9 protein-coding genes are annotated in these 23,028 nt (G+C 73.2%); 8 read left to right on the top strand and 1 reads right to left on the bottom strand.

The features are described 5' to 3' along the window. Positions 1–120: 120 nt before the first annotated feature. Positions 121–516, bottom strand: coding sequence for a hypothetical protein (locus ACZ7OO_RS38805; RefSeq protein ID WP_471512175.1), 396 nt, complete (start codon positions 514–516; stop codon positions 121–123). Between the two features lie 300 nt (positions 517–816). Between ACZ7OO_RS38805 and ACZ7OO_RS38800 the strand changes: the two genes are divergently transcribed. From ACZ7OO_RS38800 to ACZ7OO_RS38765, 8 genes are all read left to right on the top strand, one after another. After that, entirely contained in the window at positions 817–2,052 is a 1,236-nt protein-coding gene (locus tag ACZ7OO_RS38800; protein ID WP_471512174.1) for an exo-beta-N-acetylmuramidase NamZ family protein, read from the top strand. Then, entirely contained in the window at positions 2,049–3,032 is a 984-nt protein-coding gene (locus ACZ7OO_RS38795) for a GNAT family N-acetyltransferase (RefSeq protein ID WP_471512173.1), read from the top strand. Before ACZ7OO_RS38800 ends, ACZ7OO_RS38795 begins: the two co-directional genes overlap by 4 nt. Then, positions 3,029–4,354, top strand: coding sequence for an ABC transporter substrate-binding protein (locus ACZ7OO_RS38790; RefSeq protein WP_471512172.1), 1,326 nt, complete (start codon positions 3,029–3,031; stop codon positions 4,352–4,354). Before ACZ7OO_RS38795 ends, ACZ7OO_RS38790 begins: the two co-directional genes overlap by 4 nt. Continuing rightward, complete coding sequence (locus ACZ7OO_RS38785) at positions 4,348–5,331, top strand: carbohydrate ABC transporter permease (RefSeq protein WP_471512171.1); 984 nt, start codon at positions 4,348–4,350, stop codon at positions 5,329–5,331. Before ACZ7OO_RS38790 ends, ACZ7OO_RS38785 begins: the two co-directional genes overlap by 7 nt. Continuing rightward, positions 5,328–6,197: a carbohydrate ABC transporter permease gene (locus ACZ7OO_RS38780; protein WP_471512170.1), complete on the top strand. Its 870-nt coding sequence runs from the start codon at positions 5,328–5,330 to the stop codon at positions 6,195–6,197. Before ACZ7OO_RS38785 ends, ACZ7OO_RS38780 begins: the two co-directional genes overlap by 4 nt. Before the next feature lie 370 nt (positions 6,198–6,567). Further along, a complete protein-coding gene (locus ACZ7OO_RS38775) occupies positions 6,568–7,809 on the top strand; it encodes a cytochrome P450 (protein WP_471512169.1) in 1,242 nt (413 codons plus the stop codon). A 322-nt stretch (positions 7,810–8,131) separates the two neighbouring features. After that, positions 8,132–20,884, top strand: coding sequence for an SDR family NAD(P)-dependent oxidoreductase (locus ACZ7OO_RS38770; protein ID WP_471512168.1), 12,753 nt, complete (start codon positions 8,132–8,134; stop codon positions 20,882–20,884). Between the two features lie 12 nt (positions 20,885–20,896). Beyond that, positions 20,897–23,028, top strand: a 2,132-nt coding sequence (locus tag ACZ7OO_RS38765) for a type I polyketide synthase (RefSeq protein ID WP_471512167.1), incomplete at its 3' end; no start/stop codon positions are given.

Genomic DNA, 23,028 nt, shown 5'->3' with positions numbered 1-23,028 from the left:
TGTGGAGGCCTCTCCCTGTGCCCACCTATCTTTTTTTTCTTTTTTCCCTCCCCCCCACCGCTGTTCCCCCCCCCCCCTCTTGGGCCCCCCCCCCCCACCGGAGGGCCGGCAGGTCGTGTCCTAGCGGGGGTTGAAGACCACGCTGGCGAAGTGGACGCTGCTGGGCGCCGAGTGCCCGGGGGCGATCCGGTGCGCGGTGCCCTGGCACTTCTGCTTGCTGTAGACGACGAGCGACTTCTTCGTGGCGTTCTGCGGGCTCCGCGCCTCCTGCGCCATGTCGAGGCACTTGCGGTCCGGCGGGTTCTGGATGGCGTACGCCTTGCCCTTGGGCCCCACCCAGACGAACGTCCCGTCGGCGGCTGCGGCCGGACCGATGGTGATGATGGCGAGGGCGAGCCCGCCGAGGGCGGCGGTGAGCGGACGGCTGAGGCGCATCGTGATGTCCTTCGTGAGCGGTGAAAACGTGAAAGCGGTGACGACGGTGCCGGCGGTGAACGCGGTGACGACGGAAAACACCGAGGTCCGCCACCATCACACACCGTCACCGCGCCCGGGCGTCCCGGCGACACGGCAACGTCCCTCGTCCGGGCGATGCCCGTGGGCGTGTCGTGGCGCCCCGGCCCGGCCGGCGGTGGGCGGTGCGAATGAGGGCAAGTGCGGGAACCGTCAAGGCGGTTGGTCAAGGGTGGTCACCCGTGCGCGTGCGACGGAGGAGGCGTGCGAACTGTCGGCGATTCATTGCCGCTAAATGCGGGACATAAGAGTAAATTCCCGACCACTGCTTGAGAGAGGCGTCACCGGCGGACGGGGCAAAGGATGAGCACGGACGACGGTGACGCGGTGACGACCGGGATCGCGCGACTGCTTGACTCGCCCGGACTCGCCGGTGCCGACCGGTTCGGACTGGTGACCAACCACGCCGGAGTCCTCCCCGATCTGCGCCCGGCAGCGCCCGCGCTGCTCGCGGCCGGCGCGCCGCTGGCAGCCCTGTTCGGTCCCGAACACGGGCTGCACGGGACCGGCCAGGCCGGCGACAGCGAGGCCGCCCGGGTGGACCCCGACACCGGCCTGCCGGTGTACGACACCTACCGGTGCGAGGGCGAGCGCCTCGACAAGCTGCTGATCGACAGCGGCGTCGACACCCTGGTGTACGACCTCCAGGACATCGGGGCCCGGTTCTACACCTACACGTGGACCATGTTCGACCTGATGGTCTCGGCGGCACGCACCGGCGTCCGGTTCGTGGTCGCCGACCGGCCCAATCCCCTAGGCGGACTCGTCAGCGAGGGCCCGTCGCTCGACCCGGTGTGGGCCAGCTTCGTCGGACGCGCCCCGATCCCCGTCCGGCACGGCCTCACCTGCGGCGAACTCGCCCGGCTTTTCAATGTCTCCGCCGTACCCCAAGTGGCGGGCAGCGCCGTCGACCTGACGGTGATCGAGGCCGTCGGCTGGCAGCGCGCCATGGACGCCGAGGCCACCGGGCTGCCGTGGATCGCCCCCTCGCCGAACATCCCGACGCCCGCCACCGCCGCCGTCTACCCCGGCACCTGCCTCTTCGAGGGGACCAACCTCTCCGAAGGCCGAGGCACCACACAGCCCTTCGAGATCGTCGGCGCCCCCTACCTCGACAAGCGGTTCGCGCCCGCGCTCGCCGAACTCGCCCTGCCCGGAGTGCACTTCCGCGACCTGCGCTACGTACCGGCCTTCCACAAACACGCCGGACGGCCGCTGCGGGGAGTCCAGCTGCACCTCACCGACCGCAGGGCGTTCGCCCCCGTCCGCACCGCCGTCGCGATGCTCGCCGTGATCCGCCGGCTCCACCCGGACGACTTCGCCTGGCACACCGTCGACGGCGGCGCCGAGGACACCGGCCACCGTCACTTCGTCGACCTGCTGTGGGGGTCCGACCGGTTGCGGCGGACCGTCGACGCGGGCGGCGACCCGCTGCCGCTGTGCGATCCGCCGGCCCCGCCCGACCGCTGGGCCGGCGACGACGTGCTGCTCTACCCCACAGACGTGCCGCCCCGCCCGGAAGGACGATCCCGTCGATGACCGACCGCACGACGACATCCCCGGCCGGGATTCGCGGCTTTCGCACGGGCGACGGCCCGCAGGTGGTCGAGGCATGGCGCCGGAGCGCGCCGGCCGACCCCATCACCGCGGACCGCTTCCGCACCCTGGTGCTGCTCGACCCCAACTTCGATCCCGAGGGGCTGCGGGTCGCCGTCGACGGCGACCGTGTGGTCGGCGCCGCCTACGCGGTACGGCGGCTGACGCCGATGGCCGGCACCGACCTGGAGCCCGAGCAGGGGTGGATCCCGTTCTTCTTCGTCGCCCCGGCCGCCCGCGGGCGCGGCCTCGGCCGCCGGCTGCTCACCGACGCCCTCGACTGGCTGCACGGCCATGGCCGTACCCGCATCGACTTCTCCTCTTACACCCCGAACTACGTGTTCCCGGGTCTGGACGCCGAGGCCTACCCGGAGGCGGCAGGACTCCTGGAGTCCCTGGGCTTTCGCACCCTGTACGAGGCGGCCGCGATGGACCGTGTCCTGGTCGGCTACCGCTTCCCGGACGACGTCACCCGTCGCCTGGACCAGCTGACCGGGCAGGGCTACCGGTTCGCCACCCCGGCCGACGACGACCTGGTGGACCTCCTCGCCCTCGCCGGGCGCCACTTCGGCCCGGACTGGGCCTGCACGATCCGGGCGTGTCTGGCCGCGGGCACACCGCTCGACCGGATCGTCGTCGGCCGCGACCCGGCCGGCCGTATGGTCGGCTGGGCGATGCACGGCGCGTTCGACTCGGTGGACGAGCGGTTCGGCCCCATCGGGGTGCTGGAGGAGATGCGCGGTACCGGACTCGGCGAGGTCCTCCTCCACCTGGTCCTGGAACGGATGCGGGCCCTGCGTGCCCACTCCGCGTGGTTCCTGTGGACCGGCGCCCAGTCACCGGCCGGCCACCTCTACCGGAAGACCGGATTCACCACGACCCGGGTGTTCCGCGTGCTGCGCCGGGAGGCGGCCGCCCGATGACGCCAGCACACCCGGCCGGCCGACTGAGCCGCCGTCACCTCGCGTTCGCCCTGCCCGCCGCGCTGCTCGCGTCCGGCTGCGCCGCGTGCGCCGCGCCGTCCCGGGGCACCGGGCGGCCCGGGGACCCGGTCGTCCTCACCCTGCTCTCCCACTACGCGAGCGGCGAGCTCAAGGAGGCCCTGCAGGGCCCGGTCGACGAGTGGAACGCCACCCACGACCGGGTCAAGGTGGCGACGAAGGCCGTCGAGTTCACCGACCTGCTGACCACCTTCATGGTCCGCCAGGCCGCGGGCCAGGGCGCCGACATCCTCCAGCCGTACTGCCTGTGGAACGGCCAGCTCGTCCGGGCCGGCGTACTGCGGCCGGCCCCGGACGAGCACGCCGAGGAGATCAGGCGCGGTTACGGCGCCGCCGCGGTCGGCTCCTCGTCGGTGGCGGGCCGGGTCTACGGCTACCCCACCGAGACGCAGACGTACGCGCTCTACTACAACAAGCGGCTGCTGCGGGAGGCCGGCGTCGACGGACCTCCGCGCACCTGGCGGGAGTTGGAGCAGACGGCGTACCGCACCGCCCGGCGGGACGGCTATGGCAACACACTGGTCCAGGGGTTCGGCCTGTCGGCCTACGACGACTCCACGACCGTCGGCCAGACCCTCGCGCTGCTCAACGCCGCCGGCGGACGGTTCGTCGCCGCGGACGGCAGGAGCACCGCCATCGACTCTCCGGCCGGCCGGGCCGTGCTCGATCTGGAGCACCGCCTCGTCACCAAGGGTGCGAGCGCCCCCGGTGTCAACGTCTACAAGGCGTTCGCGTCCGGGCAGGTGGCCATGGTGATCAGCGCCGGCTGGTGGACCGCGAACCTCAAGTCCCTGATGGGCGAGGACTACCGCGACGTCGGTGTGGCGCCCGTGCCCCTCCCCGAGGCGGACGGCCGGCGCGCCACCCTGTCCACCGGGTTCATGCTCGGCGTCAACACCGCCAGTGAACATCCGCGGGAGGCCTGGGAGTTCCTGCGCTGGCTCAACGCCGAGAAGGTGCGCGGTGTCACCCGGATGAGTGCCCTGCAGGTGTCGGTCGGCTCCCTGACCGGCCGCGCCGACGACATGCGGACCCTCCACGGCGCGGGCGGCGACCCGAATCTTCAGCCGTTCCTGGACGCACTGGCGTACGCGGTGCCGGAGCCGAACGGACCGGGCGCGCAGCAGGCCAAGTCGCTGCTGCGCAAGAACATCGAGGCGCTGTGGACCGGTCAGCAGTCCGTCGACGAGGCCCTGCGCACCACCCGTCGCCAGGTCGACCAGGAGGTGTCGCGCTCATGGTGAACGCCACCCTGACAACGAAGGCGGCCGAACGGGCGGCCCGCCACCAGCCCGCCGTCGGCGTCCGCGGCAGGGGACGTGGCCGGGGACGCGGCGGGGACCGGCAGCGGCGCCGCCAGGCCGTCGTCGCCTACCTCTTCCTGGCCCCCACGCTGCTCTTCTACGCCGTCTTCCTCGCCCTGCCGCTCGGATTCGCGCTGCTGCTGTCCATGTCCCGCTGGGCGGGCTTCGACCTCGGCGACATCGACCCCGTCGGACCGGACAACTTCGTCGGGCTCTTCGCGGACGGGGCGACGTTCCTGACGCCGGTCCTCACCAACACACTGCTGTTCGCCCTGGGCACCGTGGCCCTCGCGCTGGCCGGCTCCGTGCTCGTCGCCACCTGTATCGACAAACTGCGGTTCCAGGGGCTGTGGCGCACCCTGTACTTCCTGCCGATCGTCACGACGGTCGTCGCCGTCGGCAACGTCTGGAAGTACATGTACGAACCCGGCGGCCTCGTCAACGGCGTCCTCAACGCCCTCGGGCTGGGCTCGGTGGCGTTCCTCCAGGACCCGGGCACCGCACTGCCCGCGGTCGTGGTCGTCCAGGCCTGGGCCTCGGTCGGCTCGGCGATCCTCGTCCTGACCGCCGGGCTGAAGTCCATCCCCCAGTCGTACTACGAGGCCGCCGCGCTCGACGGCGCCGGGCCCGTCACCGTCTTCTGGAGGATCACGCTGCCCCTGCTGCGGCCTTCCCTGCTGTTCGTGTGCATCACCCAGTTCCTCACCGGCCTCCAGTCGTTCGCGCTGATCATCGTGATGACCAAGGGCGGCCCCGGCGACGCGACCGACGTGGCCGCCCTTGAGATGTACCGGCAGGCCTTTTCGTACGGCGACTGGGGCACCGCGAGCGCCGCCGCCTTCGTGCTCTTCGCGGTGGTCCTCGCGGTCACGCTGGTGCAGTTGTGGCTCTTCCGGCGCAAGGGGGAGGACGTATGATCCGCCGACGGTTCCCGTGGCTGTCGTATCTGCTGGTCGTCACCGGCGCCGTGCTCACGGTGGTGCCGTTCCTCGACATGGTGATGACGTCGTTCAAGGGGGCCGACGAGGCCGGCACTCTGCCGTACCGGTTCCTGCCCGAGGCGTTCGACCTGTCCAACTACCGGGCGGCGGTCCACCAGCTGGATCTTCCGGTGCTCTTCCGCAACAGCGTCGTCGCCACGGCCGTGATCAGCGGTTCGGTGCTGGTCACTTCGTCACTCGCCGGCTACGCGCTCGCCAAACTCCGCTTCCCCGGCCGGGACTTCGTCTTCCGCCTGGTGCTGTCGACGATGATGTTCCCGCCGTTCCTCTTCCTCGTCCCGCACTTCCTGATCCTGGTGCACTGGCCGCTGGCGGGCGGCAACGACCTGTTCGGGCGCGGCGGCGCCGGTCTGACCGTCAGCATCGCGGCGCTCGCCATGCCGTTCCTCGTCAGCAGCTTCGGGATCTTCCTGATGCGCCAGTTCATGGTCTCGATCCCGGACGAGGTACTGGAGGCCGCGCGCATCGACGGGGCGGGGGAGTTCACCGTGTGGTGGCGGATCGTCGTCCCGCAGACCAAGCCGGTCCTCGTCACCCTCGGACTGCTGACCTTCGTCGACGCCTGGAACGAGTACATCTGGGCGCTGCTCGTCTCGACCGCCAACCCGGACGTGATGACCCTGCCCGTCGGCATCCAGCTCCTCCAGGACTACGTCGACCCGACCCGTACGACGCCGATCGTCATGGCCGGCCTGGTCCTGAGCACCCTGCCGGTCCTGGTGCTCTTCCTGTTGCTGCAGAAGCACTACATCCGTGGTGTGATGCTCAGCGGCCTCAAGTGAACCGGGCATCCTACCCAGATCGTGGTGTCGATACGCTGTTTGTCGTAGCACAGCGGATTGTCCTTGGGGGGTTTGTTCTCTCATCGGCCGTGTGTACGCCTGCACCATGCAACAGTTCGAGCGCCCCCCTTGTGGCGAGCGGTGTCAACTGCCCTGGCCAGGGACGTTCCTTGGCGGTTCTGCCTAAAGGACATCCCAGCGTCAGCCCAACTTCTTCAAGTGCCGCTTGACGTCAATTCCACGATCGGGTGACACTGATGTTGCTTTTGACGTCCCTCGATACGTCAGTGCAAAAAATGGAGAGCTAATGTCATTGGAACAGCCCGCCCTCCCCTTATCACGAAGCGCCACCGAGGTTTCCCAAAGCGAGTTGCCCGCCGCTCTCGACGGGTTCGATCTCAGCGACCAGGACCGGTTCGGTGCCGGTTTCCCGCACGAGGTCTTCGCCCGGCTCCGCCGGGAAGCACCCATCCTGCTGCACCCGCCGGGCCGCACCCGCGACGGTGAGAACTTCTGGGTCCTGTCCCGCTACGCCGACGTGGTGGAGGCCGCGGCCCATCCGCTGCTCTCCTCCCAGGGTGGCGGCGACCGCGAGGGCGGCGGTACCCACCTCGACGACCTGCCCGCCGGCACCTACTCCGGCGCGATGCTGAACATGATGGACGACCCACGCCACCGGCTGCTGCGCGACCTGGTCAGCCCCTCGGTCACCGGCCCGGTCCTCGAAGCGCTGGCCCCGACCATCACCGAACGCGCCGAGACGATCATCGACGAGGTCGTCAAGCGGGGCTCCTGCGACTTCCAGAACGATGTGGCCGGCCGGTACTCCGTCGAGGTCATGGCCGCGCTGATGGGCATACCGCGCGCGGACTGGCCGCAGTTCGTCGACTGGACCGAGGTCGTGATGGGCTACGAGGACCGCGAGTCCGGCGAGGCCTCGTCCCGCAGCCAGGCCTCCTTGCTGGCCATGTACCAGTACGGCGTCAAACTGATCGCCGAGAAGCGCGCCGACCCGGCCCAGGACTTCCTGTCCGTGATCGCCGCCGGTGACCTGCCGGAGGGCCACGGCGAACCGCCGCTGCGCGACTACGAGCGCGAGGTGTTCGTCAACCTGCTGACCCTGGCGGGCAGCGAGCCCACCCGCAACGTGATCGCGGTCGGCCTGCTCGCCCTGGCCGAACGGCCGGAGCAGTGGCAGGCGCTGCGCGAGGACCGCTCGCTGCTGGACAGCGCGGTCGAGGAGATGATGCGCTGGTCCACGCCGACGCCGTACAACCGGCGGACGGCCACCGAGGACTTCACCTTCAACGGCGTGCGGTTCGGCCGCGGCGACAAGGTGACGCTCTGGTGGTCCTCGGCCAACCGGGACGAGACCGTGTTCGACGACGCCATGTCCTTCGACGTCCGCCGCAACCCCAACCCGCACGTGGCCTTCGGCCAGGGGCCGCACAGCTGCCTCGCGGTCGACCTCGCCCGTATCGAACTGCGCACGCTGTTCGGTGCGTTGCTCGACCGGGTCGCCGAGGTGCGGCTGACCGGTCCGGTGCCCTGGGCCAACAACAGCAAGCACACGGTGGCACTGAGAGTGCCCGTGGAGTTCGTCCGCGCCTGAGCGGGCCCGCGTCCTGCCGCGCACGGCGGACGCCATCACCCTGGCCGCCGCGGCGGTCCGGGGACGACGGTCACGACGTGGTGACCGCGGCAGCCTGAAGCGGACCGGTGGCCGATGCCGGTCCGCGCTCCACCCGAATCCGATCGGCCCGGTCGTGCCCCGGGCCGGGCCTGCGACGTGCCCGCCGGCCTAACGCGCCAGGTGTGCTCAAGGGGCCGCTCAGCCCTGCCCGCAGCACAGCCAAGACCGTGGACGTCCGGAATCCCGGCTGCCGGGCAGATCAGACGTGTCCTCGAAGAGACGACGTGGAGGGGAGACGCGCGTGGGTGACCGAGTGGGCAACGCCGCCGACCAGGAACCGGTGGCGGTCGTGGGCCTGGCGTGCCGGCTGCCGGGGGCGGCAGATCCCGCCGAGTTCTGGCGGCTGCTGCGCGACGGGCGGGACGCGCTGGGCGAACCCGGCCCGCGACGCTGCCACCCGGACGGCCCGGCGGTACCCGTGCTGCCCTCCGGCGAACCGGTACGGGCCGGCTTCCTCGACCAGGTCGACTCCTTCGACGCCGGCTTCTTCGGCGTCTCCCCGGGAGAAGCGGCCGTGCTCGACCCGCAGCAGCGGCTGGTGCTCGAACTGGCCTGGGAGGCGTTCGAGGACGCCGGGATCGTCCCGGGCGACAATGACCGAGCAGGCGGCACCGGGGTGTACGTCGGCGCCACCTACGACGACTACGCGGCGCTGCGCGGCGCCCGGCTGAGCCCGCACTCGGCCACCGGACGCAACCGGGCGATGATCGCCAACCGGGTGTCCTACGCCTTGCGGCTGCGCGGCCCCAGCATGGTGGTGGACAGCGCCCAGTCCTCCGCGCTGCTCGCCGTCCACCTGGCCTGCCGGGCGCTCGCGGCGGGGGAGTGCACGACGGCGCTGGCCGGTGGCGTCAACCTGAACATCACCCAGGACGGCTACGACGTCACCCAGGCGCTGGGCGCGATCTCACCGGACGGGCGCTGCCACACCTTCGACGAGCGGGCCGACGGCTTCGTGCGCGGCGAGGGCGGCGCGGTGCTGGTGCTCAAGCCACTGTCGGCGGCACTGGCCGACGGGGACACCGTGCACGCGGTGATCCGGGGCAGCGCCGTCAACAACGACGGCGGCGGCGACTCGCTGACCGCCCCACGCCAGGAGGCACAGCAGGACGTGCTGCGCCTCGCCTGCGCGGCGGCCGGAGTGCTTCCGGCCGAGCTGCACTACGTGGAACTGCACGGCACCGGAACACCGTTGGGCGACCCCGTCGAAGCCGCGGCCCTGGGCGCGGTGGCAGGGCGCGAGCGGGAGCGGCCGCTGCTGGTCGGCTCGGTGAAGACCAACATCGGGCACCTGGAGGGCGCGGCCGGGATCGCCGGTCTGCTCAAGACGGTGCTGTGCCTCTCGCGCCGGGAACTGGTGCCCAGCCTGAACTTCCGCACCCCCCATCCGCGGATCCCGCTGACGGAGCTGGGCCTGCGGGTGGTCACCGAGGCCGGGCCCTGGCCCGCCACGGAGGGCCCGCTGCTCGCCGGGGTGAGCTCGTTCGGCATGGGCGGCGCCAACTGCCACATGGTCCTCACCGAGCCGCCCGCCCCCGCCCCGGCACCGGAGCGCGACGCCGAGAGGTACGACGGTCCGCTACTGGTACCGCTGACCGCGCGGGCCCCGGCGGCGCTGGCCGAACTGGCCGGCCGGGTGGGCGAGTCGACGGCGTCCCCGCTGGACCTGGCCTACTCGCTTGCCACCACGCGCAGCCCGCTGGAGCGGCGGGCGGTGCTGGTCGCCGAGGACGCCGAAGAGGTACCCGGCCTCCTGGCGGCGCTGGCCGGAGACGCGGCGAACGCCCGAGTCGTGCGCGGCACGGCCGTCGAGGGGCGGACCGTGTTCCTGTTCGCCGGCCAGGGCAACCAGCGGCCGGGCATGGGCCGGGAGATCTACCGGCGCCACCCGGTGTACGCCGCGGCGGTCGACGAGATCGCCGCGGAGCTGCGCCCGCACCTGCCGCGCCCCCTGCTCGACGTGGTCTTCGCCGCGGAGGGCTCGGCGGACGCGGCGCTGCTGGACGAACCGGCCTACACCCAGCCCGCGTTGTTCGCCGTCCAGGTCGGGCTGTACCGGCTCGTGGAGAGCTGGGGGATCATCCCGGACGCGGTCCTCGGCCACTCCTTCGGCGAACTGGCCGCCCTGCACGTCGCCGGGGCGATGTCACTGGCCGACGCCTGCGCGCTGGTCGCCGCCCGCGGCCGGCTGATGCAGGACATCCCGCCCGGCGGGGCGATGATCCTGGTCGAGGCGTCCGAGGCGGAGCTGTTGCCGGACGTCGAGGCGACCGGCGCACTGGTGTCCGTCGCCGCCCTCAACAGCCCCACCGCCACCGTGCTGTCCGGGGACGAGGACGCCACCCTGGCGATCGCCGGCCGCTGGTCCGCACGGGGTCGCCGCACCCGCCGCATCCAGGTCCCGATGGCCAGCCACTCGGCACACGTCGACGGCATCCTGGACGGGATGCGCGCCGCCGCGGCCCGGATCGACTGGCGGCCCCCGACCCTGCCGGTCGTGTCCTCGCTGACCGGCGCCGAACTGGACGTCACCGGCCTCGACTGGCCGGAGTTCTGGGCCCGGCACACCCGCGGCACGGTACGGTTCGCCGACGCCGTCGCCACGGCCTGCGCGGGCGGCGCCCGCACCTTCTTGGAGCTCGGCCCGGACGGCACCCTGTGCGCCATGGGCCCGGGGAGCGCCCCCGAGGACGTGGCGTTCGTCCCCGCGATGACCGGCGGGGAACGCCCCGACCTGCGATCGCTGCTCACCGCGGTGGCCCGGGTGCACACGCGCGGCGTCCCCGTCGACTGGACTCGGTTCTACGACGGCTCCGGTGCCCGGCGGATCCCGCTGCCCACCTACCCCTTCCAGCGGCGTCGGCACTGGATCGCCGGGGTGACGGCCTCCGGCGGCGCGACCCCCGCCGTACCGGCCGCATCGGTGACCGGGACGCCGGCCCGGCCGGAGTCGGGACTCGCCGGACTGCCCGCGGCCGAGCGGGAGCAAGCCGTGCGGGCGCTGGTGCGCGCCGAGGTGGCCGCGGCGCTGGAACTGGACTCCGCCGACGAGCTGGACATGCGCCGCCCGTTCAAGGATCTGGGCTTCGGCTCGCTGATGACGGTGGAGCTGGGGCAGCGGCTGGCCGAGGTGACCGGGGTACGGCTGCCCGCCACCGTAGTACTCGACCACCCCACCCCGGAACGGATCACCGCGCACCTGACCGCCGAACTGGCCGCACGGACAGGGCAGGACACCGGGCCCGAGAGGCCGATGACGGATCCCGCGCGCCCGGCGCCCGCCGTCGACCCGATCGCGATCGTCGGGATGGCCTGCCGGTTCCCCGGCGGGGTCGGCTCGCCCGAGGAGCTGTGGGACCTGGTGGCCGCCGGCACCGACGCGATCGGCGGCTTTCCCACCGACCGCGGCTGGGACCTGGACGGGCTCTTCGACACGGACCCGGACCGGCCCGGCCGCAGCTACGCGCGCAGTGGCGGATTCCTTTACGGGGCAGCCGAGTTCGACGCGGGGTTGTTCGGGATCTCGCCGCGTGAGGCGCTGGCCATGGACCCGCAGCAGCGGCTGCTCCTGGAGACCTCCTGGGAGGCACTGGAGCGGGCCGGGATCGACCCGCTGTCCCTGCGGGACAGCGCGACCGGCGTGTTCTCCGGGGTCATGGCACAGGACTACGGCCCCCGGATGCACGAGGGCGCCGACGGCCTCGACGGCTATGTACTGACCGGCACCACGGCCAGCGTCGCCTCCGGCCGTATCGCCTACAGCCTGGGACTGCGCGGGCCCGCGGTCACCGTGGACACCGCGTGCTCCTCGTCGCTGGTGGCGGTGCATCTCGCGGCCCAGGCGCTGCGGTCGGGAGAGTGCTCGCTGGCGCTGGCCGGCGGGGTGACGGTGATGCCCACCCCGGGCATCTTCGTGGAGTTCTCCCGGCAACGCGGACTTGCGCCGGACGGACGGTGCAAGTCGTTCGCGGCGGCGGCCGACGGCACCGGCTGGGCGGAGGGCGCCGGCCAACTCGTCCTGGAGCGGCTCTCCGACGCCCGCCGCAACGGCCACCCCGTGCTCGCGGTGCTACGTAGCTCGGCGGTGAACCAGGACGGCGCCTCCAACGGCCTGACCGCCCCCAACGGCCCCGCACAGGAAGGCGTGATCCGCACCGCGCTGGCCACCGCCGGACTGTCCGGCGCCGACGTGGACCTGGTGGAGGCGCACGGCACCGGTACCACCCTGGGCGACCCCATCGAGGCCCATGCGCTGCTGGCCACCTACGGCCGGGACCGCGCAGGCGAGCCGCTCTGGCTGGGCTCGCTGAAGTCCAACATCGGCCACACCCAGGCCGCCGCCGGGGTCGCCGGTGTGATCAAGGTCGTACAGGCGCTGCGGCACGGGCTGCTGCCCCGCACCCTGCACGTGGACGAACCGTCGCCCTACGTGGACTGGGCGTCCGGTGCGGTGCGGTTGCTGACGGAGGAGCGGCCGTGGCCGGAGCACGACAGGCCGCGCCGGGCCGGGGTGTCCTCGTTCGGCATCAGCGGCACCAACGCCCATGTCATCCTGGAACAGGCGCCCGCAGCGGCAGCGGTGGAAGCCGCGCCGGCACCGGACCCGGTGCTGCGGTCCGGTCCGGTTCCGGTGGTGCTGTCCGGGCAGACCGCGGCCGCGTTGCGGGCGCAGGCCGAGCGGCTGGCCGCACACCTGGAGAGCGAGTCCGGAGCGGCTCTGGCGGACGTCGCCAGTGCCGCCGCGACCACTCGGGCCGCGCTGCCGCACCGCGCCGTGCTCACCGCCACCGACCGCACGGACCTGGTACGGGACCTGCGCACCCTCGCCGCCGACGAGGAGACGCCCGGCCTGGTGCGCGGGGTCGCCGACGTCGACGGCCGCACGGTGTTCGTGTTTCCGGGGCAGGGTGCGCAGTGGGCGGGGATGGCGGTGGAGTTGCTGGAGTCGTCGCCGGTGTTCGCGGAGCGGTTGGGCGAGTGTGCTTCGGCGTTGGACGAGTTCGTGGACTGGTCGTTGGTGGGTGTGTTGCGGGGGGAGGTGGGTGAGCCGTCGTTGGAGCGGGTGGATGTGGTGCAGCCGGTGTCGTTCGCGGTGATGGTTTCGTTGGCGGCGTTGTGGCGGTCGTTCGGGGTGGAGCCGGATGCGGTGGTGGGGCATTCGCAGGGGGAGATCGCGGCTGCGTGTGTGGCGGGGGCCTTGTCCCTGCGCGACGCCGCCAAGGTGAGCGCCCTGCGCAGCGCCGCGCTCGGGGCGCTGTCCGGCGCCGGCGGGATGATGTCGGTGGCGCTCCCGGTCGCCGCACTGGAACCGCGGCTGACGCGCTGGGACGGGCGGGTGTCGGTCGCCGCCGTCAACGGGCCCGCGGCGGTGGTGCTTTCCGGGGAACCCGGAGCTCTCCGGGAACTCGAAGCCGAGCTGACCGCCGAAGGCGCACGGGCCCGGCTGGTCGCGGTGGACTACGCCTCGCACTCCGCGCAGGTGGAACGTATCCGCACCGAACTGCTGGACCGGCTCGCCGGACTCGAGCCGCACAGCGCCGAGATCCCCTTCTACTCCACCGTGACCGGCGAACGGCTCGACACGGCAGCCCTGGACGCCGAGTACTGGTACCGGAACCTGCGCCAGACCGTCCGCTTTGAAGAAACGATCCGCGAACTGGACCGCGCCGGGCACCGCGTGTTCGTCGAGACCAGCCCGCACCCGATCCTGACCGCGGCCGTCCAGGACACCGTCGAGGCGGCGGGCAGCACGGCCGTGGTGGTCGGCTCACTGCGCCGCGACCAGGGCGGCCCCGGCCGGTTCCTGCAGTCGCTGGCCGAGGCGCAGGTACGCGGGGTCCGAGTGGACTGGACCGCCGCCTTCGGCGCCCCGGGTCACCGGACGGAGCTGCCCACCTACGCCTTCCAGCGGCAGCGCTACTGGCTGCCCACCCCGTCAGGCGGCACGGGCCCCGCCGGCCTTGGCCTGGACGCCACCGCACACCCGCTCCTGGGCGCCGCCGCGCCGGTCGCCTCCACCGGGGAGGTGCTGCTGACCGGTGAGCTGTCCCGGCAGCGGCAGCCCTGGCTGGCCGACCACACCGTCTTCGGCACCACCGTCATGCCCGGCACGGCCTTCGTCGAACTGGCCGTGCGTGCGGGGGACGAGGCGGGCTGCCGGGTGCTGGAGGAGCTGACCGTGCACACGCCGCTGACCCTGCCCGAGCGCGGCGGCGTCCGCGTACAGGTGGTGCTCGGCGCGCCCGGCGAGGACGGCGGCCGCGCCGTGGACGTGTACTCCCGGCCGGGCGACGGCCCCGAGTGGACGCACCACGCCACCGGCAGGCTCGGCATGACGGAGGTGTCCCCGCCCGCGACCGGCGACTGGCCGCCGACCGGCGCCACCCCGGTCGAACTCGCCGACCGTTACCCGGCGCTGGCCCGGCTCGGCTACGGCTACGGGCCGGTCTTCCAGGGCCTGCGCAGGCTGTGGCGGCACGGCGACGACCTGTTCGCCGAAGTAGCCCTCCCCGAATCGGCGACGGCGGACGCCGGATCGTACGGACTGCACCCGGCACTGCTGGACGCGGCGCTGCACGCGGCCGTCCCGGCCGACGACACGGCCACCACCGGCCTGCCGTTCGCCTTCACCGGGGTCCGGCTTTACCGGACCGGTGCCACCGCGGCGCGGGTGCGGCTGCGCCCCGCGGCCGGGGGAGCCGTCTGCCTCACCGTGACCGATCCCGAGGACAACCCCGTCGCGGTGATCGACTCGCTGGCCTTCCGCCCGGTCAGCGCCGAACAACTCGCCGCCGGCCGCCGGGATCACCTGTACCGCACCGACTGGGTTCCGCTGGTGCCGCCGGTGCGGGACGGGGAGTGGGCGTGGCTGCCGGACCTGGACGGCCCGGTGCCCGCAGTCGTCGGTGTTGCGGTGGCCGGGGTGACGGACGCCCTGGCGGTGGCACAGCACTGGCTGGCCGATGAGCGGTTCGCCGAATCGAGGCTGGTACTGCTCACACGCGCAGCGGTCGCCGCCACCGGCCCGGGGGAGCCGGTCGATCCCGATGCCGCGGCGGTGTGGGGCCTGGTGCGCAGTGCGCAGACGGAGAACCCCGACCGGTTCGTACTCGTCGACACGGACGGCCACACCGCGTCCGAGGCGTTGCTGCCCAGGCTGGCGGCCATCGACGAACCCCAACTGGCCTTGCGTGCGGGGCGGGTGTTGGTGCCGCGGTTGGCGCGGGTGTCGGAGGTGGGTGGGGGCGTTCCTTGGTCGGCTGAGGATGTTGTGCTGGTGACGGGGGCGAGTGGGACGCTCGGGGGTTTGGTGGCGCGGCATTTGGTGGTGCGTCATGGGGTGCGTGGTCTGGTGCTGGTTTCCCGGCGGGGTGGTGATGCGCCGGGTGTGACGGAGCTGGCTGCGGAGTTGGGTGAGTTGGGTGCCGGGGTGGCGGTGGTGGCGTGTGATGTGGCCGACCGTGAGGCGGTGGCCGCGTTGCTGGCCGAGCATCCGGTGACGGCGGTGGTGCACGCCGCCGGGGTCCTCGATGACGGGGTGCTGGCCGCGCTCAGCCCGGAGCGGGTGGCCGAGGTGTTCCGGGCGAAGGTGGACGGTGCGCGCCACCTGGCCGAACTGACCGGCCCGGAACTCAACGCGTTCGTCCTGTTCTCCTCCGTGGCCGGGACGCTGGGCAACGCGGGGCAGGCCGCGTACGCGGCGGCCAACGCCGCACTGGACGGCCTGGCCGCGCAGCGCAGGGCCGCCGGGCTGCCCGCGACCGCGGTGGCCTGGGGGCTGTGGGCCGAGAGCAGTGGCATGACCGAGGGCATGGCCGGCACGGACCGCGCCCGGCTGGCCCGCGCCGGTGTGGTGCCGCTGGACTCCCGCACCGCGCTGGACCTGCTGGACACGGCCACCGCGCTGGACGACCCGGTGCTGCTCGCCGCCCGCCTGGACCCGGTGGCGCTGCGCGAGCGGGCGGCCGAGGGTGTGCTGTCGCCGGTGTTGCGCGGCCTGGTGCCGGTGGTGCGTCGCGCTGCCGCCACCGAGGGTGCCGCGGACGGCGCCGACGGACTGCTGCGGCGGCTGGCCGAGGGGGAGCCGCTGCGGGTGCTCCAGGACCTGGTGCTCACCCAGGCGGCGGTGGTGCTCGGGCACGCCGATCCCGGCGGGCTGTCACCGGACCGGCCCTTCAAGGACTTCGGATTCGACTCGCTGACCGCGGTGGAGTTGCGCAACCGGCTGGGCCGGGCGACCGGGGTACGGCTGCCCGCGACCGTGGTGTTCGACCACCCCACCCCTGCCGCACTCGCCGGACACCTGCGCGGCGAACTGATCGGCGACGCCGCTGCCGTGAGCGCCCCGGCGGCCGCCGCCCCGGTGGTGGCCGCGGACGAGCCGATCGCGATCGTCGGCATGGCCTGCCGCTTCCCGGGCGGGGTCACCTCCCCGGAGGACCTGTGGGACCTGGTGGCCGACGGCGTCGACGCCGTCGGCGGCTTCCCCACCGACCGGGGCTGGGACGTCACCGGCCTGTACGACCCCGACCCGGACCACCCGGGCACCAGTTACACCCGGCACGGCGGCTTCCTCTACGACGCCGGCCGGTTCGACGCCGGTCTGTTCGGGATCTCGCCTCGCGAGGCCCTCGCCATGGACCCGCAGCAGCGGCTGCTCCTGGAGACCGCCTGGGAGGCTCTGGAGCGGGCCGGGATCGACCCGTCCTCGGTCCGCTCCAGCCGGACCGGCGTGTTCACCGGCGTCATGTACCACGACTACGCCACAGGGCTGCGGGAGCTGCCCGAGGGCGTCGAGGGGCACCTGCTCACCGGCACCGCCGGAAGCGTCGCCTCCGGCCGGGTCGCCTACACGCTCGGCCTGCAGGGGCCCGCGGTCACCGTGGACACGGCGTGTTCCTCCTCGCTGGTGGCGCTGCACCTCGCGGCCCAGGCGCTGCGCTCCGGTGAGTGCTCGCTGGCCCTGGCCGGCGGTGTGACGGTGATGGCCGAGCCGACCACGTTCACCGCGTTCTCCCGGCAGCGCGGACTCGCCGCCGACGGGCGGTGCAAGCCCTTCGCCAGGGCCGCCGACGGCACCGGCTGGGCCGAGGGCGTCGGCCTGCTGCTGCTCGAACCGCTCTCCGCCGCGCGCCGCAACGGCCACCCCGTGCTGGCCCTGGTGCGCGGCTCGGCCGTCAACCAGGACGGCGCGTCCAACGGCCTGACCGCCCCCAACGGGCCCTCGCAGGAGCGGGTGATCCGCACCGCGCTGGCCGCCGCCGGAGTCTCCGCCCGGGACGTCGACGCGGTCGAGGGACACGGCACCGGGACGCCGTTGGGCGACCCGATCGAGGCACAGGCGCTGCTGGCCACCTACGGCCGGGACCGCGCAGGCGATCCGCTGTGGCTGGGGTCGGTCAAGTCCAACATCGGGCATGCGCAGGCCGCGGCCGGCGTGGCCGGCGTGATCAAGATGGTGCAGGCGATACGGCACGGGGTGCTGCCCCGCACCCTGCACGTCGACGAGCCCTCACCGCACGTGGACTGGGCGTCCGGCGACGTACGGCTGCTCACCGAGGCACAGCCCTGGCCGGACACCGGCCGCCCGCGCCGGGCCGGGGTGTCCTCGTTCGGCATCAGCGGCACCAACGCGCATGTGGTCATCGAACAGGCGGAGGCGGACGCGTCCGCCGGGGCACGACCGGAACCGGGGCAGGCGGACGTGTCCGCTGAGGCAGGGCCGGACACCGAGCCGTGGCCGGTGCCGGTCGTGGTGTCCGGGCAGACCGCGGACGCCCTGCGCGAGCAGGCCGCACGGCTGGCGGCGCATCTCGCCGGTCACCCCGGCGAGCGGGTGCGGGACATCGCCTGGTCCAGCGTGGCCGGCCGGGCCGCGCTGGAGCACCGCGCGGTCGTCCTGGCCGCCGGTCCGGAGCAGTTGGGCGAGCGGCTCGGTGCGCTCGCGGAGGGCCGGGACACCCCGGGCGTGGTACGCGGCACCGCGGCCGACTCGGCGCGGCGAGTGGCGTTCGTCTTCCCCGGGCAGGGTGCCCAGTGGGCCGGGATGGCGCTGGAACTGCTCGACTCCGCACCGGTGTTCGCCGCCCGGCTGGCCGAGTGCGCCGCCGCGATCGAGGAGTACGTCGACTGGTCGGTGCTGGACGTACTGCGCGGGCTGCCGGGCGCGCCGACGCTGGAGCGGGTGGACGTGGTGCAGCCGGTGACCTTCGCGGTCACCGTGTCGCTGGCCGCGCTGTGGCGCTCGTACGGCGTGGAACCGGAGGCGGTGATCGGCCACTCGCAGGGCGAGATCGCCGCCGCCTGCGTGGCCGGGGCACTGTCGCTGGCCGACGCCGCCGCCGTGGTGTGCCTGCGCAGCCGCGCACTGACCGAACTGTCCGGCAAGGGCGGCATGATGTCCGTGGCGCTGCCCGCCGACCAGGTGCGGGCCCTGTTCACCGACGACCTGCTGGGCGTGGCCGCGGTCAACAGCCCCACCTCCACCGTCGTCTCCGGCGACCCGGACGCCCTGGAGCGGCTGCGGGCCGACTGCGAGGAGCGCGGGGTACGGGCCCGGCGTATCGCGGTGGACTACGCCTCGCACTCCACCCAGGTCACCGCCGTCAAGGACAGCCTGGCCGAACTGCTCGCCGGGATCAGCCCGCGGGCCGCGCGCACCGAGCTGTACTCCACGGTCACCGGGCAGCGGCTGGACACCCGCGAACTCACCGGCGAGTACTGGTACACCAACCTGCGCCAGACCGTCCGGTTCGCCGACGCGGTGCGCACCGCGCTGGACGCCGGGATCGGCACCTTCATCGAGATCAGCCCGCATCCGGTGGTCGCCCCGGGCGTGCAGGAGACGGTGGACGCCGCCGGCGCGCGGGCCGCCGTACTCGCCACGCTGCGGCGCGACGACGGCGGCTGGCCGCGCTTCGCCCAGTCGCTGGCCGAGGCTTACGTGCGCGGGGCCGGGGTACGGCTGGCCGACGTGTTCGAGGGTACCGGCGCCCGACGGGTGGACCTGCCGACGTACGCCTTCCAGCACCGCTGGTACTGGCTGGCCGAGCAGACCGGGCCCCGGTCCGACGCCTGGCGCTACCGCGTCGAGTGGCGCCCCGCGGGCGCGCCGGAACGTACCGAAACGGACGGCGAGTGGTTGGCGCTGGTGCCCGCCTCCGGCGCGGACGAGGACTGGCTGAAGACACTCACCGGCGGCCTACCGGTGCGGACCCTCACCGTGGACACCGAGCATGCCGACCGCGGCGAACTCACCGAGCGGCTGCGCCGCGCGCTGGCCGAACACACCCCACGCGGCGTGCTGTCCCTGCTGGCCGCCGACCGCCGCCCGCACCCGGTCCACCCGGTGGTGCCCGCCGGGGTGGCCGCCACCCTGGCGGTGGTGCAGGCGCTCGGCGAGGTGGACGCGGCGTTGCCGCTGTGGCTGGTGACCTCAGGCGCGGTGAGCACCGGCGCCACCGATCCGCTGCGCGACCCGAGGGGGGCGCAGGTCTGGGGCCTGGGCCGGGTGGCGATGCTGGAGCACCCGGCGTTCTGGGGCGGCCTCGTCGACCTGCCCGCCGACCTCGACGAGGCCGCGCTGGCACAACTGCGCGGAGCGCTGGCCGGCGGCTGGGGCGAGGAGGACCAGCTCGCCGTGCGCGGATCCGGCACGCTGCTACGGCGGTTGGTGCGCGCCCCGCTCGACGGCGGCGCGGCCGGCCACTGGCAGGCCCGGGACACCGCGATCGTGACCGGCGGCACCGGCGCCCTCGGCCCGGAGGTCGCCCGCTGGCTCGCCGGACAGGGTGTACGGCACGTGGTGCTGGTCAGCCGCAGCGGCGCGCGCGCCGACGGGATCGCCGAACTGACGGCCGAGCTCGACGGCCTAGGCGTACGGCTGACCGCGCGGGCCTGTGACATCGGCGACCGGGCCGCCGTGGCCGCGCTGCTGGCCGGGCTGCGGGAGCAGGGCGAGGTGGTGCGCACGGTGGTGCACGCCGCCGCGCTGATGCGGCTGGCCGCACTGCCCGACACCGACCTCGCCGAGTACGCCGACGTACTCACCGCCAAGGTCCAGGGCGCCCGGCACCTCGTCGAACTGCTTGATCCGGCCGAACTGGACGCCCTTGTCTTCTACTCCTCCATCGCCGGGGTGTGGGGCAGCGGCGACCACGGCGCCTACGCCGCCGCCAACGCCGAACTCGACGCCCTCGCCGAGCAGGCCCGCGCCACAGGTCTGCCGGTGACCTCGGTGGCCTGGGGCGTCTGGGACGGCGCCCGCTTCCCCGACGGGGTCGACGCCGGCCAGCTTCGCCGCCAGGGCCTGCCGCTGATCGCCCCCGGACCGGCCCTGGACGCGCTGCGGACCGTCCTCGAACGGGCCGAGAGCGGGCTGTCGGTGGCCGACGTCGACTGGGCCAGGTTCATGCCGCTGTTCGCCTCGGCCCGCAGCAGGCCGCTGTTCGCCGAGATCCCCGAGGCCCAGCGTGTGCTGCACGACCCGTCCGAACCGCAGTCACAGCCGTCCCAGTCCCCCTGGTCACAGCGGCTGGCCGGGCTGTCGGACACCGAACGCCGCAGCACCCTGCTACGGCTGGTACGTGAGCAGGCGGCCGTCGTCCTCGGCCACTCCGGCGCGGCCGCCATCGGCGCCGACCACGCTTTCCGTGACCTGGGCTACGACTCGCTGACCGGGATCGAGCTGCGCAACCGGCTCGGCGAGGCGACCGGCCTGGCGCTGCCGGCCACCCTCGTCTTCGACCAGCCCACCCCTGCCGCGGTCGCCGAATACCTGCGCACCCGGCTCGCGCCGCCCGAACCACCCCTCCTCACCGAACTGGACCGGCTCGCCGAGCGACTGTCCAGGGCGGACGCCGACGACGACCGAGCCGGTATCGAACTGCGGCTGCGGGCGATGCTCTCGCGGTTCAGCAGGGACGAGGAGGACTTCGACCCGATGTCGAACGAGGAGATGTACGACCTCATCGACCGCGAACTCGGCGCGAACTGAAGGGGGTTGCACATGTCCGAGGAAGAGAAGCTCCGCGGCTACCTGAAGCGGGTCATGGTCGACCTCCGCAAGGCCAACCGTCGCCTGCAGGACGTCGAACAGTCCCGCACCGAACCCATCGCCGTCGTAGGCATGGCCTGCCGCTACCCCGGCGGGGTGCGCTCCCCGGAAGACCTGTGGCGGGTGCTGTCCGAGGGCCGGGACGTCACCGGTGACCTGCCCACCGACCGCGGCTGGGACGTCGACGGCATCTACGACCCCGACCCGGAGCGCTCCGGCCACAGCTACGTACGGCGCGGCGGCTTCCTCGACGACCCCGGCGCGTTCGACGCGGGCTTCTTCGGTATCTCGCCGCGCGAGGCGCTGGCCATGGACCCCCAGCAACGGCTGCTCCTGGAGACCTCCTGGGAGGCACTGGAACGGGCCGGCATCGATCCCACCACACTGCGCGGCAGCCGCACCGGCGTGTTCGTCGGCCAGAACTACCAGGAGTACGGCACCGGCCTCGCCCACGCCCCCGTCGGCGTCGAGGGACACCTGGTCACCGGAGTGGTGCCCAGCGTGCTGTCCGGCCGCATCTCCTACACCCTCGGCGTCGAGGGCCCGGCCATCACCGTGGACACCGCCTGCTCCACCTCCCTGGTCACCCTGCACCTGGCCGTGCAGTCGCTGCGCAACGGGGAGTCCACCCTGGCCCTGTCGGGCGGCGTGACCGTACTCGCAGGACCCGGGCCGCTCATCGAGTTCAGCCGCCAGCGGGTGCTGGCCGCCGACGGCCGCTGCAAGGCGTTCTCCGCCGCCGCCGACGGGATGGGCATGGCCGAGGGAGCCGGCGTCCTGGTCCTGGAGCGGCTGTCCGACGCGCAGCGCAACGGCCACCGCGTGCTCGCCGTGGTGCGCGGCTCGGCGGTCAACCAGGACGGCGCCTCCAACGGGCTCACCGCCCCCAACGGACCCTCCCAGCAGCGGGTCATCCGTGCCGCGCTCAGCGCCGCGGGGCTGTCCGCCTCGGACGTGGACGTGGTGGAGGCGCACGGCACCGGCACCTCCCTGGGCGACCCCATCGAGGCACAGGCCCTGCTGGCCACCTACGGCACCGACCGCGAACGGCCGCTGCTCCTCGGCACCGTGAAGTCCAACCTCGGACACACCCTCGCCGCCGCCGGGGTGGCCGGGGTGATCAAGTCCGTGCTGGCACTGCGTCACGAGACCGTGCCGAAGACCCTGCACGCGGACACCCCGTCCCGGCACATCGACTGGTCCTCCGGCACCCTCTCACTGGCCACCGAGGCGGTGCCCTGGCCACGCGGTGAGCGGCCGCGCCGCGCCGCGGTGTCCTCGTTCGGCATCAGCGGCACGAACGCCCACGTCATCCTGGAAGAGGCTCCCGACGCGGCCGACGAGGAGCCGGAGACGGTTCCGCAGCCGGTGCTCTCGCTCCCGGTGCCGGTGGTGCTCTCCGGCCGGGGCGCGACGGGCCTGGCGGCCCAGGCCGTGCGACTGCGTGATTTCGTCGCGGCCGAACCTGAACTGACCGTGGCCCGGCTGGCGTTCGCCACCGCCACCACACGAGCCGCCTTGGATCACCGGGGTGCGGTGGTGGCTGCGGACCGGAAGGAGTTGCTGGCCGGGCTGGAAGGGCTGGCGCAGGGGCGGCCGGGTGCGATCAGCGCGCCGGCCGACCGGGGTGGGCTCACCGGGTTCCTTTTCTCGGGTCAGGGGTCGCAGTGGTCGGGTATGGGGCGGGAGCTGGCTGAGCGGTATCCGGTGTTCGCGGAGTCGTTCGCGGATGTGTGTGGGCGGTTGGAGTCGGTGTTGGGGCGGCCGGTGCGGGAGGTGGTTCTCGGCGGTGGCGCGGAGCTGGATCAGACGTTGTTCGCGCAGTGTGGGCTGTTCGCGGTCGAGGTCGCGTTGTTCCGGTTGCTCGGGTCGTTGGGTGTGGTGCCGGACTTCGTGGTGGGGCATTCGGTCGGTGAGGTGGCGGCCGCTCATGTGGCGGGTGTGCTGTCGCTGGATGACGCGGTCACTTTGGTGTGTGCGCGTGCCGGTTTGATGCAGGAGCTGCCGTCGGGTGGGGCGATGCTCGCGGTCAACGCGACCGAGGCGGAGGTTGCCGGGATCCTGTCGGGCGAGGTGGGTATCGC

It is taken from the genome of Streptomyces sp. NPDC111744 (assembly GCF_055634995.1).
This window is presented reverse-complemented; position numbering and strand designations above follow the sequence as displayed.